Consider the following 17,433-nt stretch of genomic DNA (forward strand, 5'->3'; position numbering starts at 1 on the left):
CGGCGGCACGAACTTCGACGTCTGCTTGTGCGCCGTAACCGGCGAGTCCTGTAAGCCAGTGGAGTGAATCACCATGGATTGGGCCGGGTACCGGTGGCTCTGTCTCGCCGTTGTGGGGGCTGTCAGCGCTATGTGTCTGGGCGCGCGGGCGCAGGCAGCGACCCCGGCGGGGCAAATATTTGGTGAGGCACGAGCAGCGGCGGCGAACTTGCCGCCGTTGCTCGCTGCGCGCGAGCTCGGGATGATCGACCAGGACGAGATGGTCGCGATCCCAAAGCAGGGGCTGAAAGATTTCAAAGCACTTTATCTGAAGGTTAGCCAGTGGCAGACCGGAGGTAGTTCAACGGCTGACAAGGCGCACGTGGATATCCAGGCGTTGGAGGAAACCAACGCAATCGAGGCGTACGCAAACGCCTCGCACTTCGAGGAGGCCTTGGCCTGGCTGCAGCAGCTTCACGAGCCCAGCTCAGCGGCGCAGACCAACGGCATGGTCTACAGCCACGTCGTCATCCAGATGCTTGTGCACAAGCAGTTCCCCCAGGTGCAGGCCGCGTTGCGGCAGTGCGCCAGCGAGGGGGCCGGTTACCCGTACGAGGGTGCGGCTACGGCCCTGGATGCGGATCAACTGCCCGAGCTGCAGCGCATGAGCATCGCTAGCCAAGGCCTTGCGGCGCCCGCTGGCCCTGAGGATGTTCACCCGGCGGCAATTTTTTTCGGGGCGGTGGTGCATACGTTTCCGGCCATGGCCGGACAGGTGGAAAGCGCGATGTTCGCGCTACTGGCCAGCCTGAAAGCTGACTCTGCAGCGCACCGCGAACGCTCGGTTGTCGATGCGCGGGGCGGATCGATGCTACTTTCGGTGCTCGACCAGTTTGATCCCGAGCGGGCACAGGCCGCGAGAATCCAGTACCCCGCCGCCGCGGGCGCGAATTTTGGCGGTGGCGCGGTTTACCAGACTTCGCCCGCAGGTCAGGTCACCGGCATGAGGCTTGGACAGTCGCTGCCATCGCGGCTCTCCCAATTGGCCGCGAACGATCCCGAGGGTGCAATCGCGGGCGCAACGAGCCTGGCAGATAGGGACTCGCGTTTTGCAGCACTTGCCGGCATTGCGCAGCAGCTCGCCAAGTCGCGTCCGCAGATGGCGGAGCAGTCGGCCAGTCAGGCGTTCGGTCTGCTCGACAAGGATGTTGCCGCGGCGGAGACCGGATACACAGCGAACCTGGCCGATGTTTTCCACGACCTGGGTGACGTTGAGAAGGCGAACCAAGTCGCGGAGGTGGCCCTTAGTGCCGCAGACGCCCATGCGCAACAAGCCGAGGAGCAATTCGACCTCTCGACGCCGGAGGCGGTCGCCAAGGTGACGCACGATCTCCTGTTGCCGGCAGTGGCGCTGTCATATCCGTACGATGACCTCGCTCCCAACTTCCCATCGCTCGCGCTTCAACACGCGCGTGGCTGTGAGTGCAAGGTAGCAAAACCGCTGATCCTGGCGAAAATTGCCGAAGGAATGACGCCGGCAGGTGCAAAGGCCGTGTACTAAATGGGACGCGAGAAATCCCTCTCGGTTGCCGCTGAGGTGCTCGGTATAGTCGTTCTCGTAATCGCCGGGACACGCACGGGCAAGCTCCTGCGGACCTATACAGTCAAAACGTCCGAAATCAGGGCGAGCCTGGTGGGCGGCTTGGCAAAGCCAGGGATTGAGCTCGGCAACCTCGACGGCATTGCCCTCAACGGGCGATACGTGGATCCCGCGTCTGACGATCGAACTCGAATTGTCTTCTTTTTGCTCCGAGATAAGAACGCGGCCTCGGACCTCCGGTTCTGGAACAGGGTCACCGTCGCCTCCGGCGGCAACCCCTGGCTGCAGTTTCGAGGATTCTGCGAAGCGGTCGCGTGCAAGACGGCAGCTCGCAGTCAGAGGGACATGTTGGTCTTCCAAGCCGGGGCCGTTCGTACGGTGGAGGCCGTCCTGCAGGCTGACGGGCAGGGCAGTGCAGTGCTGGTTACCGCAGCGGACCGGCGCGAAGTGGGCGACATAGCGTGGCGCAATGTCCGCAGCCCTGCGCGCGTCGAAACCGAGATCCTCGCCGCGATAAATGGGCCGATACCATGAGGCTCATCCGCGTAATCCTCCTGGGGCTGGTGGTGATTGACCTTTCCCTTGTGCTCGCCCTTATGCGCACCCGCTCCGCGTACCATTTCGAAAGCGGACCCTTTCGTTCCGGTGTTCGTGCGATAACATTGCCGTCAGGGTTTCTCGCTGACGGCACCCTCTATCGTCCGCCCTCTGACCGGCGCTGTGCGCTACTTCAGTACACAAGCACTCTATGCCCCGACTGCGACCTCAACTGGATCGTCGCCTCGCGGCTTTCGGACCAGCTTCAATCTCTCGGCTGCGAAGCGATCCGTTTGGCGCCATCGCCGGAGCAACTGCCCCTACGCCAGGCGCAGCTCCACGAAATCGAAATCGGCTGGGTTCGGCCCAGCTGGCTCGAGAAGCTTCCGAGGCTGGAGATGGAGCCGACCGCGATCGCGCTCGGGCCGGATGGAAGGATCGTCTGGTATACCGTCGGAGAACTTTCGCGAGGGGACGTGCAGGCGGCTATCGCGAAAGTCCGGCATGCCCTGCATTGAGACCTTGAATGGCCAGCGTCTGAGGACCCAGATCAACGATACCTGTGCCAATCTCATGCAGGCCGAGCGCTTCGGGAGCCGCGTAGTCCGGCAAGGAACACCGCCGTGCCGCGCGTATTGAGCACCTGTGCGGCCTCCAGCCAGCCCCGCCGCGCGGTGGCGATCCCGTACCGGATATTGTCCAGGTGCTTCGGGTGATGCGCGTCCGTCGAAATTACCACCCCCACGCCCACTTGTCCGCAGCGCCGCGCCTGCGTCGCATTCAGGTCCAGCCGTTCCGGCGAGGCGTTGATCTCCATCGCCACACCCGCCTCGTGGCAGGCCGCCAGCACCCGCTCGAAGTCATACGCATAGGCCTCGCGCCGCAACAGCAGCCGGCCACTCGGATGCCCCAGAATGTCGAGGTTCGGGTTGGCCACCGCCCGCAGCAGCCGCGCTGTCGTTTCCGCCTCTGTCTGGTCAAAGCGCGAATGAATGCTGCCAATCACCACGTCAAGTTGCGCCAGCACGCTGTCGTCCAGGTCCAGCCGCCCGTCGGCCAGAATGTCTACCTCGACGCCCGCAAAAATCCGGAATCCTGGGTGCGCTCTCTGAAACGCCCGCTCTGCCGCACGAATCCGCTGCATGTGCTCCAGCATTCGTGCCTCGTTTAACCCATTCGCCATTGCCAGCGCCTGCGAATGGTCGGTAATCGCGATGTATTCATATCCGCGTTCTACCGCCGCCGCCGCCATTTCTTCAATTGACGCCTTCCCGTCCGTCGCGGTGGTGTGCATATGCACGTCGCCGCGGATGGCGCCGGCCGTAATCAGCCGCGGCAGCGTGTGTGCCGCCGCCGCTTCAATTTCCCCGGAGTCTTCGCGCAGTTCCGGCGCGATCCAATCCAGTCCCAGCGCTGCGTAAAGGTCTTTCTCTTCTGCACCGGCCAGCACCACGCCATCGCTTTCGCGCATGAGTCCGTACTCGTTCAGCTTCGCCCCCTGTTGCTGGGCCAGACCGCGCAGGTGAATGTTGTGCTGCTGCGAGCCGGTGAAATACTGCAGCGCCGCGCCGAAGCTGGCCAGCGGCAGCAGCCGCAGATCCATCTGCAACCCTCCGTGCAGCCGCACCGAAACCTTGTTCTCGCCCTGCGCCAGCACCTCTTCCCGCCGCGGCGTTTCCAGAAACCGCTCAATCACCGCGCTACCCGCTTCCGGCAGCGTCCGGCCGGCGACCAACAGATCCAGATCGCCAATCGTATCCCGTCCCCGCCGGTAAGAGCCCGCCACCGCAAACCGCTCCACGCCCGGCGCCACTTCCAGCCGCGGCTGCACCAGCGCCAGTGCCTCGTCGATCTGGTCACGTCGAAAGCGGCCGCTGAGCTGGCGCAGCCGCGCGATGCCCCGCAGGATCTTTTCCTCCGCTTTTTCGCCCATCCGCGGCAGCAGCCGCAGCTTGCCTTCGCGTCCGAGCGCTTCCACTTCGTTGAGCGTTCCCGCTCCGTAGGTCTGCCAAATCAGCGCTGCCGTCTTCGGCCCCAGTCCAGAGACCTGCAGCAGTTCCAGCATTCCCGGCCGGAACTTCTCCAGCAGTTCCCGGTGCAGGTTCAACTCCCCTCTCGCCACCAGCTCGGCGATGTGCCCCGCCATAGTCTTGCCGATTCCGGGCAGTTCGAGCAGCCGTTTGGGCTCGGCGCACAGCGAGGCCACCGGCGCTGGACAGGTCTCAATCGCGTCCGCCGCCTTGCGGTAGCTCCGGATGCGAAAGCCGTCCTCGCCCGCCACTTCCAGCAGATCGGCCGTCTCCCGCAGCGTGCGCGCAATCTCGCGGTTCTCCATCGAATCTGATTGGCCCGTTCCCTTGGATACAACTTCCGTTGTATGATTATCCTTTAACTGGAGACTTGCGTGGCTGACGATTTAACCCAGGATGTGATCGCGGTGATCGCCCGCGAGCAGCGCTTGCCCGCCGATTCGATTTCGCCCGATGCGACCTTCGAGGAACTCAAAATTGACTCCCTTGACGGTGTCAACATTGTGTTTGCGCTGGAGGAGAAGTACAACCTCACCATCCCCGATGAGGTCGCCCGCGAGATGAAGAGTGTGCGCCAGGTGGTCGATGCCCTGCGCAAGCAGCTCAGCACGCCCTCACCATCGCCCTCGCCGGCCTCTGCCTGAGCGCGCCGTCCGGCTCAGGCACTTTGTTCATGGATACGGTCGCAATCACTGGCTTAGCCGTGCTGTCCGCCTCCGGATGTGAGCCGGAACAGTTCTGGAACCATCTCGCCGCCGGCCAAAGCGCCCTCGGCCCCCTCACCCGCGTCCCCGCCAACGGCCTGGTCACCCGCGTGGCCGCCGAAATCCGCGATTTTGACCCGGCCTCGGAGTTTGGCAAGGAAGGCGACCTGCTCGACCGCTTCGCCCAGATGGGCGTGATATGCGCTCGCCGCGCCCTGACCGACGCCGGCCTGCCCACGCTCGCCTCCGACGGCTGGCCCTATGCCCCCGAGCGCGTAGGCGTGCTCACCGGCACCGGTATGGGTGGTATCTGCACCCAGGATCAGGGCTTCCGCACCATCTATAAAGACGGCGCCGCGCGCGTTCATCCCTTTCTCATCCCTCGTACCATGTACAGCGCCGCCACTTCGCAGATCAGTATGCAGACTGGCGCCCGCGGCCCCAGCTTTACCGTCTCTACTGCCTGCTCGTCCTCGACTCACGCCTTGGGCGAAGCCTGGCGCCTGCTCCGTGCCGGCGTCGTGGATATGGTCATTGCCGGCGGCAGCGATGCGCCGCTGACCTTTGGCGTTATCAAGGCCTGGGAAGCCATGCGCGTGCTGGCCACGGCGGGCGATGATCCCAGCCGTGCCTGCCGTCCCTTCAGCAAAGATCGCGCCGGCCTCGTGTTGGGTGAAGGTGCCGCCATGTTCGTGCTCGAGCGTACCGCCGATGCCCGCCGCCGCGGCGTCCGCATTCACGGCGAACTCGCCGGCTATGGCGCCTCCGCCGACGCCGGCCATATCACCCAACCCTCGCGCGACGGCGCCGCCAGCGCCATCCGTGAAGCCTTGCACACCGCCGGCCTCGCGCCCGGCGACGTCGACTACATCAACGCCCACGGCACCGGCACTAAACTCAACGACTCCACCGAGATCGCCGCCATCAAAGAAGTCTTCGGTCCCGCCGCCGGCCAGCTTTCCATCAGCTCCACCAAGTCCATGCATGGCCATGCCATGGGCGCCAGCGGCGCCATCGAGCTCGTGGCCACTCTCCTCGCCCTGCATCACCAGACTGTCCCGCCCACCGCCAACTACACCACCCCGGACCCGGATTGTGACCTCGACGTCACGCCCAACCACGCCCGCCCGCGCACCCTACGCGCCGCCTTATCCAATTCTTTTGCTTTTGGCGGCCTCAACGCCGTATTGGCGATTCGCGCCGCGAATTAGCGCCTCCGCTGCGGCCAGGTCTTCCGCGGTATCAATCCCAATCGTGTTGTAAGGCGTCTCCGCCATTGCAATCTCTACGCCGTGATGCAGAAAGCGTAGCTGCTCCAGCCGCTCCGTCATCTCCAGCATCGTCGGCGCCCAGCCATGAAATGCCTCCAGCGCCTCGCGCGAGTAGGCGTAATACCCTAGGTGCTTGTAATACTGCGGCTGACCTTCGCGCGGGAAGGGAATTGCCGCCCGCGAAAAATATAGCGCCCGTCCCTGCCCGTCCAGCACCACCTTGCACGCACTCGGCAATTGCGCCTCTGCGGCCTCCATGACCGTATACAGCGACGCCACCTGCGTCGCCTCTTCCCGGAACAGCGCGTCCACCAGCACCTCCAGCATCTCCGCCCTCACCATCGGTTCGTCGCCCTGAATATTCACCACCGCTGCCGCGCCCATCTCCTGCGCCACCTGCCACACCCGGTCCGTTCCCGAGGTGTGCGCGGCGCTGGTGAGACGCACTGGGATCGCGTGCGCGCGACAGAATGTTGCGATCTCGGCGCTGTCGGTGGCCACCACTACCGTGTGCAGCCGCCGGCAGTCCGCTGCCCCTTCGTAAACCCGTTGGATCATGGGTACGCCCACGATGGGAAGCAGCGGTTTGCCCGGCAGTCGCGTCGAAGCCATGCGCGCCGGAATTACACCCAGAACACCCGGGGTCTTTCGCATCCCAATAGACTAATGGACTAAGTGGTGTTTTGCTAGGTAGTTCAGATTCCTCATCGCTGACGCCCGCCCGCGCGCATTTGCGGGACTATCCGGCAGGAGCGCATAGTAAACTTCCATATTCCACTTGGCCTGGTCGTAATGGTGGGTGTAGAAATACGATTCGCCAATCAGAAAATACGCGGCCGCCGGTGACGGCGGCGCATCCTGCAGCGCTTTTTCCGCCAGGGTCCGAGCCGCCAGGTACCGGTGCAGGCGTATGTCCAGGAGTGCCATGTCCAGATACGTCGACCAATACACCGGTGGCAGCCGCAGCGCCTCCTCCAGATGTTCTTGCGCTGTTGCCGTATCACCGATAATGAATTCCAGCCGCCCCAGCATCGTCAGCGCTGCCGTATTGCGCGGATTGCGTGCCAGCGCCATGTCCAGATCCGATCGCGCCGCCGCGTAGTTCTTCCGGCTCAAGCTGATGCTGGCCCGGTCACTGTAAGCACGGCTCCAGGCCGGTGCTTCCTGGATCGCCTGATTGAGGAGTTTCCACGCCCCCCCCTCATCCGATTTTTCCAGCGCCTTTTCCGCCTTTACCAGTGTCGTTTGCGCCTTGATCGGCGCTTGGAGGTCGTTAACCGAAACCGTCGCCGGTGCGATTCCCAGGTCATGCCGGTGCATCCCGGGGTTCCGCTTCATGCGCAGCACCAAACCTTCCGTGGAACTCGCCGGTGCCGGGAACTCTCGTATACCCTCTGTCGTGGCCACCGTCAGGGTGTAGGATCCGGCCTGCGGCGCCCCAAACGAAAATCGCCCGCTTGCATCCGTAAGCTCGCTCAGGATGACCGCCGGCGAGGCGAGTGTCAGCCGGATGGCTGCCGCCTTCACGTCCGCCCCATGCGAGTTTTCCACCCTCCCCTGGACTGTGTAGACTGGCGCCTGCCATCCCGCGGCCGTGAAGGGCAGCCCCAGGAACACCGCGGCGGCCAGCAGCTCGCGCAATGCCATATTGCCTTCAGTGTACGTCCACTATGGCGGCTAGGGCTGTGGCGTCAGGCGGGCCAGCAGCTTCAGATCGTGCTCTGCGCTCGCGCGAGAGGCTGCGAAATCCGCCGTCTGGGGCGCCTGCTTTAAGAAGAGCTTGAATTGCGCCACCGCCGGCCGGTACTTGTGCAAAAAATAGTCCGCAATGCCATCAATATAGTGAACCCCTGCCGGTGGGGCCGGCTGGCACGCCATCGCTCGCGTCGCCAGTTCGTGCGCTTCGCCAAATCGATGCTCCAGCACGTCCAGCCGTGCCATTTCCAGATACGCAGGCCATTGTACCGGCGGCAGGTGCAGCGCTCGCTGCAGGTAGGTACGCGCCAGTCGGTATTGATTCGTAGTCGTGTATAACTTTCCCATTTCCGTCAATGCCAGGCCGTTGTTGGGATCGTGAGCGACAGCCGTAGCAAAATCCGATTGCGCCGAGACGTAGTTATGGTTCGTGAAGCTCAGTACTCCACGCAGCAAATACGCCCGCCCCCAGCTTGGCGCAATTCGGATCGCTTCGTTTACTAGCTTCCAGGCTTTCGAAAAATCGGATTTATCGGCGGCTTTGGTCGCGCCTACTAGCTTCGATTTGGCCTTGGATGGCGCCTCCAGATCATTCATCGATACCGTCGGTTGCACCGCGCGGCCCACGCGCGGCGCTGCCCCTTCACGCATCCGCAGTACCATGTCCTGTTGTAGCGGGCCGGCCAGCATGAACTCCTCCGTGCCCTGCGCGGTGACCACGGTTGCCCGGTACGGCTCCTGGCCGTTGATCTCGACGCTAAACATTCCCATTCCATCCGTCACCGCCGACTGCATGGCGCCCCCATTCAGCGAGCCGATTTGAACCAGCGCTGCTGGAATGGGTCGGCCAAAAGCGTCAACAACGGTGCCTTGCACCTGAGAGGTTGTCCGCGGGCCATTATCCTGGCGTCCAAACGCGGACAGCACGCACGTGAGCGAAAGTGTCACCACCAAAGCAGATCGAAACCACATACTGCGCACCGTTATGAAATCTGGGAATTCCCATAGCAGGGTCTATGGTTTTCCAGATGCCGCTCGCAGAGCTGGCGTCAGGGATTCTTCGGCGTACAACGCCTGAACTGCTCCGGGCTGAACACCGGGAGGGTGTGCGCTGCCGCTTCCGCCAGGTATGTTTCCAGCTCTTGCGCGCGTTGTCCGCAGGTGTGAGTGGTAAGCACATGCTCTTGTGCTGCGCGGCCCATGGCTGCTGCTTCTGGGGCCGTTACTTGGTCCAGAATCGCTAGCATCTCGGGGGTGCTCCTGGCGATGAGGATTTCCCGCCCGGGTTCAAAAAATTCAGCCAGCCCGGGCCAGGGATCCGAAATGATCGGCGTCGCCGCCGCCGCCGCTTCGAATAGCCGCACCGAAGGCGAATAGCCCGCTTCCACCATCGCTTGCCGGGTCAGATTCAGTGTGAAGCGCGACGTGCCATAAAACTCCGTATGGCGCCCCGGCGCCAGGTGGCTTTGGTATTGGACGTTCGCCGGCCAAAGCTCCGCTTCTGGATACATGGATCCGGCTACGCGGAACTTCTGTCCCGGACTGCACCGCGCCGGTCCCAGCAGCAGCCGTTCGAACTTCGCCTGTCGGTCCGCGGCATACGTTCCCAGAAAGCTGAGAGTTGCTACAGGATGCAGCGGCCGTTGCGCCTTGCGGTACTCTCTTTCGTCACACGCGCAATACAGGGGCCGCACGCACCGCGCATGCCAAAGCCGCTGGAGCTCCTCCAGCACCGGCCCCCCCGTAAAACTCAGGTAGAGATCCAGCGCCGCGATCTGGTCCGCGCGCAGGTAACGGCAACTGCCCGCCCGTAGTCCTTCGAGCGTTACCGGTGTGTCAATGTCGTAGAAGCAGGTCAGCGTCGTCTGGTGGGCGAGCAGCTCATCCAGCAGGGGAATCGCGTCCGGAAAGTAGCTACCCACAATCACCGCATCCGCTGCGCGCGCGGCCCGTAGGGCCACCGGTCGCACCTCGGTCCAGTGCTGGTAAAGCTGCAATCTCGCCTGCGGCGGCTGCGGCAGGTCGCGATGCTGCGCATACCATTCGAAGTCTTTTTCGAAGAACGTCAGCTCGTGACCGCGCCGCCGTAAACCGCCCAGCAGTCCGCGATAGGTGGTGGCGTGTCCGTTGCCCCACGACGAGGTCAGCGACAGGCCAAAGAATACCAGCCGCACGCTACGCCTCCGCAGCCGCCGGCTGTGGACGCGTCCCCGCCCCGTGCAACACCTTGTGGACGCGCAGCGCTCGCCGCCGGTAGGTGTGCTCCGCCAGCGCCCGCTCCCGCGCCTGCCGTCCGATCCGCGCCGCTTCCCCCGGCGAGATCTGCCGCAAATGCTCACTTATATCCTCGGGGCCAGACGCCAGCAGGATTTCGCTTCCGGGTTGAAAAAACAGCGAGATCCCCGGCCAGGTGTCGCTGATGATCGCCGCTCCGGCTCCCGCCGCCTCGAAGATGCGCGTGGGCGGCGAAAATCCCGTCTCCGCCATCGACTCCCGGTTGAGATTGAGCACGAAGCGCGCCGAAGCATTGAGCGCGTTGTGCTCGCTCGAGGGAACAAAACCGCAGACGCTCACATTCCTGGGAACCACCCCCGGCTCTACCTTCCAGCCTTCTCCTGCCAGCAGAAACTGTTGGCGTGCGTTCTGCTCGGCCGCGCCAAAAAAGAAGTATCGTACCCGCGCTTCCCGATCCGGCAGCCGGTGCCCCAGAAAGCTCACATCCGCCGCCCATTCTTCGCGCGCGTGCACTGGGTAGTGTGTCTCCGGATCGAGGCCGTTGTAGATTGGAAAACAACCGCGCGCCCCCAGCGCGCAGTAGCGCCTCACCACTGGCGGTCCACCCCCATAGGTGAAGATGAAATCGTACTCTGGCAAAAGCTGCCGCAGCGCTCGTGCTCCTTCCGCTGTTCCTTTTTCCAGCGCCGCCAGCGTCGCGGGCGCATCCACGTCCCAATACGCCACCCGCGGCCGGGCCCCAGCCGGCGCCGCTGCCGCCGCCTCCAACACCGCCGTTTCCAGATAATCGTCGTCCGCGCCAATCCCGCTGTGCTTGATGATCAGATCCGCTTCCCCCGCCGCACGCAAACACGCATCCAGCTCCCGCCGGTTCTGATACACCGGACAGTGGGCATAGGGCGGATCCTCGGCCAAATCTCGATGCTGCTGCCGCTCATAGATGTCCGGCTCGGCAAAGGTGATCTCGTATCCCAGCGCGTGCAGATATTTGTAGATGCCTCGATAGTAGGTTGCCGCGCCGTTCCAGTAGGCCGACGTCAGGCTCGATCCAAACACATATAACCGCAACCCGCTGCTACCGCCCATCAGCCCAGATCGTGACAGATAGCCTCCAGTTCCTGGGCGCGATGCCCGCATGTATGGCGCGCGGCAACCGTCGCGGCGCCCTGACGCCCCAACTCCTTTCGTTGCTTGGGCCGGGAGAGAAGTTGCACTAGCAAGGCCGCCGCTTCCACTCTGTTCCGCACTGGCCAGTAATCCTTACCGGCTGTAAATAATGTTTCCGAATCGGTCCAGGGCGCCGAGAGCAGCGCCATCCCGCTCGCCAGCGCCTCAAAGACGCGAATCGTCGGGATTCCCGGCAGCGCACCCGCATACGGACCGCGGGGAATGTGCATCGTCACCCGCGCTCGCGCATACGCGGCCGGCGCGTCCAGATTGGCCAGATACCCACCGTAGCTGATTCCCGTCTGCTGCAGCCGCGCGCGCGCCTCTACCGGATACCGTACCCCGTATATTTTCGTCTTGGCCTGCGCCTCTCTCACTGGCTGGAACAGAAACTCCTCCAGCTCACGCGTCCGCTCCTCATCTCCCCAGTTGCCGAGCCAGACCACGTCGTCCACTGCTTCCGTCCCTCCACGCGTCCGAAAGTGAACGACGTCCGCCCCTTCCTGCAGCGTGTAGCTGCGCCGCGCCCGCCCGTCCTTCTCATAGAGCTGCCGCACACTTTCCCCAAACGCAATTACTCCGTCCAGTTCCCGCAGCGGCAGCCGGTCGAGTAGCGCCGGCTCGCTCCAGGCCCGGTGGTGCGTATCGTGCAGCAGGGTACGAAACCCGTACCGCCGCCGCTCGCCCAGCAACCAGGTGAACAATTCCGGTTCGTTCCACTCGTGAACGATCACGACCTCCGCCTCGCGAAGCTCCTCTCGCCAGTCCTGTACCCACGGCAGCCCGTAGCGGCGGCTCAACGGCGTGCCGCTACCACCCGGCCCAAAGAGCCTTACATCTAGGTCGGGAAACGTCTCCCGCATCTGTTGCACCGCTTGCGCCCCCTTCGGCTCCTCCAGTAGATGGGCTAAGGACCAGCCGCCACGTGGCCCTGGCATCGGTTCATACAACCTCACCTCATGCCCTCGCCCCACCAGCGCGCTCGCCAGCCCGCGCAGAAAATGGGCATTGCCATGGTTCCAGTCCGACAGCCACGAGTGTGCAAAGTAGCGGATCCGCATGCCTCAGCCACCGCCTTTGGCTTGCTGGTAAACATCTGCGTACGCCTCGGCCATGCGCACCGCCGAGTAGCACTGCCGTGCCCGCAGTCGTGCCGCCTGCCCGAGACTCTCTGCCCAGCCCGGTTCCCTCGCCGCCCGCTGCAATAGTTGCTCGAGCTGCCGCGAGTTCGCATAGAACACGGCCGCCGGCCCCCATAGCTCCCGCCATGACGCAATATCCCTCAACAGCAGCGCACAGCCGCACAGTGCCGCTTCCAGCACCGCTAACCCAAATGGTTCATACACGCTCGTGCCGATATAAACGCGCGCCTGCGCCAGGCACTGCTGCAATTCTTCCGCCGGCAGACTACCCAGCCAGCGCGTGCCTGCCGGGACCGCAGCCTCCCAGCCCTCCAGCGGATGCCGCCGTTCTCCGGCCACCAGCAGTTCCAATCCGCTGCCATCGAGGCCGCCCAGCAGCGCGATCCCTTTGCCCGCATCCCACAGCCGCCCCACCGCCAGCGCCACCGGCTGCTTTGGCACGCTCGGAATGCCTTCCATCGTCCGCCCATTCGGAATCACCTCAATCTCTCCTGATTTCGGCCAACGCGCCCGCACGTCGTTCTTAGCCACTTCCGACGGCGTCACCACTACCGCGGCACACTCCAGCGCCTCCCGCGCGAGTTGGGCATACCAGCGCTGATAGCCATTATCCAGAGGCGCCACGCCACGCACCCGATGCCACCACGAAATCACGTCACTGTGGACCGTCAGCACCGTCGGCACGCCCGCCAAGGCTCCGCAGTACGCAAAATGGTTGCTGTGCAGGATCTCCGGCCGCCAGGTACGGCCCATGTGGCTCAGAAACGCCCGCCCTGCCTCCGCCTCCGCGGCCGGTATTTCGGCTGCGCCATTCTCGTCCATCCATTCCAGCCGGAACGGTGCCCATATTGCCGCGCCGTCTAGCTGCAACCGCGGACGCCGCGGCGAAAACACCACCACCCGCACCTCATGGCCGCGCGCCCTCAGTCCCTCCGCCAGTTCGCCCGCAAATACGCCCACGCCCCCGGTGGCGTCGGCGGTCATCAGAATCCGCATGTGCTTCAGTCGGTCAGTCCAAAGGCCCGCAGCTCCGCGGTCGCGCCTTCCTGCGTCAGTGCCGCTACCGCTCCCGGCTGCCGCTTCCCCTTCACTTGCTGCCGCAGCCACGCTGCCAGCTCCACCAGGCCCTGCTCCAGCGATACCTGCGGCCGATACCCCAGTTGCGTGCGTGCCGCCGCAATGTCGGCAATACAGTGGCGCGCGTCTCCCAGCCGGAACTGCCGCGTGATCTGCGGCTCCAGTTCGCGTTCCAAGGCCCGCGCCAGTCGCCCCGCCAGCTCCGCCACCGTCACCGTCTGGCCGCTGGCCACATTGAAAATCTGCCCCGTCCCTGGTTCACCCTCCAGCGCCAACTGGCACGCTGCCGTGACGTCATGCACACTGACGAAATCCCGCAACTGTTTGCCGTCCTCGAAGACCTGCGGTCGCCGGCCCGCCAACAGCTCCGCGGCAAATACCGCCGCCACTCCGGTGTAAGGGTTCGCCAACGCCTGATGCGGACCGTAGGCATTGAAAAACCGCAGCACCACCGTCGGAAGCTGGTAGGTCCGCCCGAACAGCAAGCACATCTGCTCTTGCACCCGCTTGGTCAGCGCATACATCGACCCCAACTGCGGCGCTTTGGCCTCATCGGTCGGCTCCGGCGCCAGCACTGTTCCGCACCGCGGGCAGCGGTTATCCCATTCCTGCCGCCGTAGTTGCTCGATCGCTCGCGCTCCCACCGTTTGCTCTTGCCCGCACGTGCTACAGCGATACCGGCCCTCGCCATAGATCGACATCGAGCCCGCCAGCAGCAGCCGCGCCAAGCCGCTCCCTGGCCGCCGCTGCCGCGCCAACAGGCTTTCCAGCAAGACCGCCGTGCCCTGCAGATTCGTGCGGTTGTAGCGGGCAATCTGGTACATCGACTGCCCCACCCCCACTATCGCAGCGAAGTGCACGACATGACTGATGCCCTCCAGCGCCCGTTCCACCGCCGCCCGGTCGCAGACATCCCCGACCTGCAATTCGGCCGCGGCGGGCAAATAGGAGGCCACACCCTCCGGGTGCACCTGCGGGTCCAGACAGTCCAATAATCGTACCCGGTAGCCCGCCGCCAGCAACCGCCGCGCGAGATGGGAGCCCAGAAATCCCGCGCCTCCCGTGATCAGTACCCCGCCGGCATGACCATTACTCTTCATGCCGCCTCCTGCGCCATGTGTGCGCTGCCATAGCGCTGCGCCGCCCAGGCCGCAAAGCGCCCAAATTCCGCCACAGCAGCTGGCTGTGGCGGCGAAGCGTAATGCGGTTCAATGCCCAGATGCGACGGCGTGTAGCACAACGTCAGCGTCACCTCGAACTCCGCTAGCGCCTCCATCTGCCGGTCAAACCAGCGTTGCGCATGCGGCCGGTACCAGTCCGCCCAACTCAGTCCTGTGCGCACCTGCCGCACGCCGAGCCGCCGCAACCACTCCACCGCCGCTTCCAGACGCGGATCTTCAAAGTGAAACCATTGGCACACTCCCATGCCCGGCGGGAACTCCTCCAGCGCCGGCTTGGGGGTCCCATCCGCCCGTACTAGTCCCATGTAGTAATGCCGGTAATACGCTGAGCCTTCACTCTCCCGGTGTCGGGTCGTTGCCTCCCAGGTGGGCGGTAGGTCCAAAAGGCTGTACCAGTGCAGCCGCTCCACCCTCCCCTGCAGCAGCTTCGCCGTCGTTCTCAGCCCAAAGACCTGCACCTCTTCCGCTCCGAACGACGAAGCCCCCGCTTCGCTCACCCACACCGGCCGCCCGCTCACCTGCTCCACCTCGGCAATCTTGCGCGGCCAGTCGTGAATCGGCCAGTGGTTCCAGTCCAGCGGAAATCCGTGCACCGACACCCGATCGACCGCCTCCAACACGCCCCGGCTGGCCAGCAGCTTCAAGAAAACCGGGTCGATGGGTGAAATGCCCCCCAGCGCCAGCGTCAGTTCCGGACGCACCCGCCGCACCGCGGCCACCGCCCCCAACACCATGGTTGCAAAGCATCGCCACTCCGGATCCAGCTTGAAATTCCAGTGGGAAAGGTTGTTCGGCTCATTCCAGAGCATTAATGCATCCAGCAAGTTTCACTCCGTGGCTGCAATGTGGTTGGATGGATGGGCTGGACTCTCGCTGGGGTTTGCTGGACCACTTCGCTCAGCGGTCGCTGTGCAGCGGTCGTATACTGGTTTGGGGCTCTATGGGCATGTCTAGTTCCGGCACTCTGCTCACCTCCGCTGCTTCCTCGGTCAGCACGGCAACCTTGCTCAACGACTTTAGTCTGCAGGTCGCCACCGTCAACGGCAGCGGCAGCCAATCGTCCAACCTGGTGCTTTTGCGCACCTTGTTCCAGATGGGCATCCCCATTTCGGGTAAGAACCTTTTCCCCTCCAACATCGCCGGCCTGCCCACTTGGTATACCATCCGTGCCAGCAAGCACGGCTACGTCGCCCGCAAGAAGGAAATTGACTTCCTGGTTGCCCTCAATGCGGAGACCGCCCGCGAAGATGTTCTCGCCCTGGAGCCCGGCGCCAGCGTCCTCTACGATGAGCCCCTGGCCCTCGCCAAACTCCGCGCCGATCTCACTTATTACTCACTCCCCTTCGATAAGCTTGTCACCCCTGTCTGTCCTCAGGCCAAGCTCCGCAAGCTCGTCCGCAACATGATTTACGTCGGCGCCGTTGCTCATCTGGTCGGTATGGAAATGCCGGAAGTCGAACGCGCCCTGCAGCGCCAGTTCGCCAAAAAGAAAAAGGCCGCCGACCTCAACTGGGGCGCCATCCAGGCCGGCTACGACTACGCCCGCGAGCATTATCCCCAGCCCGACCGCTGCCAGCTCCGGCGCATGCAGGCCACCCAAGGCAAAATCGTCATCGAAGGCAATGCCGCTGCCGCTTTAGGCTGCATGTTTGCCGGCGTTACCGTCCTCGCCTGGTACCCCATCACCCCCTCCAGCTCCCTGTGCGAGTTCCTGATCGACTATCTCAAAAAGTACCGCCGCACCGCCGACGGCAAAGCCACCTTTGCCGCCGTCCAGGCCGAAGATGAACTCTCCGCCTGCGGCATGGTCCTGGGCGCCAGTTGGATGGGCGCTCGTGCCATGACCTCAACCTCCGGCCCCGGCATTAGCCTGATGAGTGAGTTCGTCGGCCTCGGCTACTACGCTGAAATCCCCGCCGTCATCTTCGACGTGCAGCGCGTTGGCCCCTCCACCGGCCTGCCCACCCGCACCGCACAGGGCGACGTGGCCTTCGCCGCCTGGCTTAGTCACGGTGACACCCGCCACATCGTCCTCCTCCCCGGCACCGTCGAGGAATGCTACGAGCTCGGCCTCGCCGCCTTTGATCTGGCCGAACGCTTCCAGACCCCCGTCTTCGTCCTGTCCGATCTCGATCTCGCCATGAATCACTGGATGGCCGATCCCTTCCGCTATCCCGAAAAGCCTTGGGATCGCGGCAAAATTCTCAGCGCTGACGACCTGCAGCGCCTCCAGGGGGACTGGGGCCGCTATCGCGACGTCGACGGCGACGGCATCAGCTACCGCACCATTCCCGGCAACGAGCACGCCATGGCATCTTATTTTGCCCGTGGCAGCGGCCACAACGAGCGCGGTCTGTATAGCGAAAAGCCCGACGATTACACGCACAATGTCGACCGCCTCCGCCGCAAGTGGGAAGGCGCCCGCGAAATCGTCCCCCAGCCCGTCCTCGAGCACGAAGGCAAAGGTGAAATCGGTATCATCGCCTACGGCAGCTCCCACCCCGCGGTCATGGAATCCCTCGACCAGTTACGCGCCGAGTACGGCATCGAGCCTTCCTACCTCCGTCTGCGCGCTTATCCTTTTGCCGGCGCCATCGCCGGCTTTGTCCGCCGCCACGCCCGCGTCTACGTCATCGATCAGAACCGTGACGGCCAGATGCATGATCTGCTCCTGACCGACCTTGGCGCCGAGCTCGGCGCCCGTCTCCATTCCATCCGCCATTACAACGGCCTCCCCGTCGACGCTCGCAGCCTGACCGATGCCCTCCGCTCCCAGGAGCACCAGACAAACTGAAATACTGAAATACAGATGTAC

The 17,433-nt window shown here is 63.9% G+C and carries 16 protein-coding genes; 6 read left to right on the plus strand and 10 right to left on the minus strand.

Annotated features, from left to right (window positions below; genetic code table 11):
- Positions 1-208 precede the first annotated feature (208 nt).
- The 3 genes from EPN33_04265 to EPN33_04275 are packed head-to-tail and all read left to right on the plus strand — an operon-like array spanning position 209 to position 2,634.
- Positions 209-1,540 (plus strand): hypothetical protein, encoded by a 1,332-nt coding sequence (locus tag EPN33_04265; protein ID TAN24039.1) that lies wholly within the window; start codon positions 209-211, stop codon positions 1,538-1,540.
- Positions 1,541-2,113, plus strand: a complete 573-nt coding sequence (locus tag EPN33_04270) for a hypothetical protein (GenBank protein ID TAN24040.1) — start codon at positions 1,541-1,543, stop codon at positions 2,111-2,113. It begins immediately after the preceding gene.
- Positions 2,110-2,634, plus strand: a complete 525-nt coding sequence (locus tag EPN33_04275; protein ID TAN24041.1) for a hypothetical protein — start codon at positions 2,110-2,112, stop codon at positions 2,632-2,634. Before EPN33_04270 ends, EPN33_04275 begins: the two co-directional genes overlap by 4 nt.
- 53 nt (positions 2,635-2,687) lie before the next feature.
- Here the strand turns inward: EPN33_04275 and polX are convergent, their stop codons facing one another.
- Positions 2,688-4,451 carry a DNA polymerase/3'-5' exonuclease PolX gene (polX, locus tag EPN33_04280; GenBank protein TAN24042.1) on the minus strand — a complete coding sequence of 588 codons (1,764 nt, stop codon included), beginning with the start codon at positions 4,449-4,451 and terminating at the stop codon, positions 2,688-2,690.
- Positions 4,452-4,508: 57 nt separating this feature from the next.
- On the opposite strand from polX, the gene EPN33_04285 reads away from it, so the two are divergent.
- Together EPN33_04285 and EPN33_04290 are read left to right on the plus strand one after the other, a co-directional pair.
- Positions 4,509-4,790, plus strand: coding sequence for an acyl carrier protein (locus EPN33_04285; GenBank protein ID TAN24043.1), 282 nt, complete (start codon positions 4,509-4,511; stop codon positions 4,788-4,790).
- A 29-nt stretch (positions 4,791-4,819) separates the two neighbouring features.
- Entirely contained in the window at positions 4,820-6,061 is a 1,242-nt protein-coding gene (locus EPN33_04290; protein ID TAN24044.1) for a beta-ketoacyl-[acyl-carrier-protein] synthase family protein, read from the plus strand.
- Here the strand turns inward: EPN33_04290 and kdsB are convergent.
- From kdsB to EPN33_04335, 9 genes are all read right to left on the minus strand, one after another.
- Positions 5,999-6,775 (minus strand): 3-deoxy-manno-octulosonate cytidylyltransferase, encoded by a 777-nt coding sequence (gene kdsB / locus EPN33_04295; protein TAN24045.1) that lies wholly within the window; start codon positions 6,773-6,775, stop codon positions 5,999-6,001. The genes EPN33_04290 and kdsB overlap by 63 nt on opposite strands.
- Before the next feature lie 9 nt (positions 6,776-6,784).
- The gene (locus EPN33_04300) at positions 6,785-7,768 is read right to left on the minus strand and encodes a hypothetical protein (protein ID TAN24046.1); all 984 of its coding nucleotides are present in this window, start codon (positions 7,766-7,768) and stop codon (positions 6,785-6,787) included.
- Between the two features lie 30 nt (positions 7,769-7,798).
- A complete protein-coding gene (locus EPN33_04305; GenBank protein ID TAN24047.1) occupies positions 7,799-8,788 on the minus strand; it encodes a hypothetical protein in 990 nt (329 codons plus the stop codon).
- A gap of 77 nt (positions 8,789-8,865) precedes the next feature.
- Positions 8,866-10,005 carry a glycosyltransferase gene (locus tag EPN33_04310; protein ID TAN24097.1) on the minus strand — a complete coding sequence of 380 codons (1,140 nt, stop codon included), beginning with the start codon at positions 10,003-10,005 and terminating at the stop codon, positions 8,866-8,868.
- Positions 9,992-11,119, minus strand: a complete 1,128-nt coding sequence (locus EPN33_04315; GenBank protein ID TAN24098.1) for a hypothetical protein — start codon at positions 11,117-11,119, stop codon at positions 9,992-9,994. The genes EPN33_04310 and EPN33_04315 overlap by 14 nt, the downstream gene beginning before the upstream one ends.
- Before the next feature lie 17 nt (positions 11,120-11,136).
- The gene (locus EPN33_04320; GenBank protein ID TAN24048.1) at positions 11,137-12,279 is read right to left on the minus strand and encodes a glycosyltransferase; all 1,143 of its coding nucleotides are present in this window, start codon (positions 12,277-12,279) and stop codon (positions 11,137-11,139) included.
- 3 nt (positions 12,280-12,282) lie between these two features.
- On the minus strand, positions 12,283-13,356 hold the full coding sequence (locus EPN33_04325) for a glycosyltransferase (GenBank protein ID TAN24049.1): 1,074 nt from the start codon (positions 13,354-13,356) through the stop codon (positions 12,283-12,285).
- Positions 13,357-13,361: 5 nt separating this feature from the next.
- Complete coding sequence (locus tag EPN33_04330) at positions 13,362-14,537, minus strand: NAD-dependent epimerase/dehydratase family protein (GenBank protein TAN24050.1); 1,176 nt, start codon at positions 14,535-14,537, stop codon at positions 13,362-13,364.
- A complete protein-coding gene (locus EPN33_04335) occupies positions 14,534-15,427 on the minus strand; it encodes a beta-xylosidase (protein ID TAN24099.1) in 894 nt (297 codons plus the stop codon). Before EPN33_04335 ends, EPN33_04330 begins: the two co-directional genes overlap by 4 nt.
- Before the next feature lie 137 nt (positions 15,428-15,564).
- On the opposite strand from EPN33_04335, the gene EPN33_04340 reads away from it, so the two are divergent.
- Positions 15,565-17,412: a 2-oxoacid:acceptor oxidoreductase subunit alpha gene (locus EPN33_04340; GenBank protein TAN24100.1), complete on the plus strand. Its 1,848-nt coding sequence runs from the start codon at positions 15,565-15,567 to the stop codon at positions 17,410-17,412.
- The last annotated feature ends 21 nt before the right edge of the window (positions 17,413-17,433 follow it).

This window comes from Acidobacteriota bacterium (assembly GCA_004299485.1).
Lineage (GTDB): Bacteria > Acidobacteriota > Terriglobia > Terriglobales > SCQP01 > SCQP01.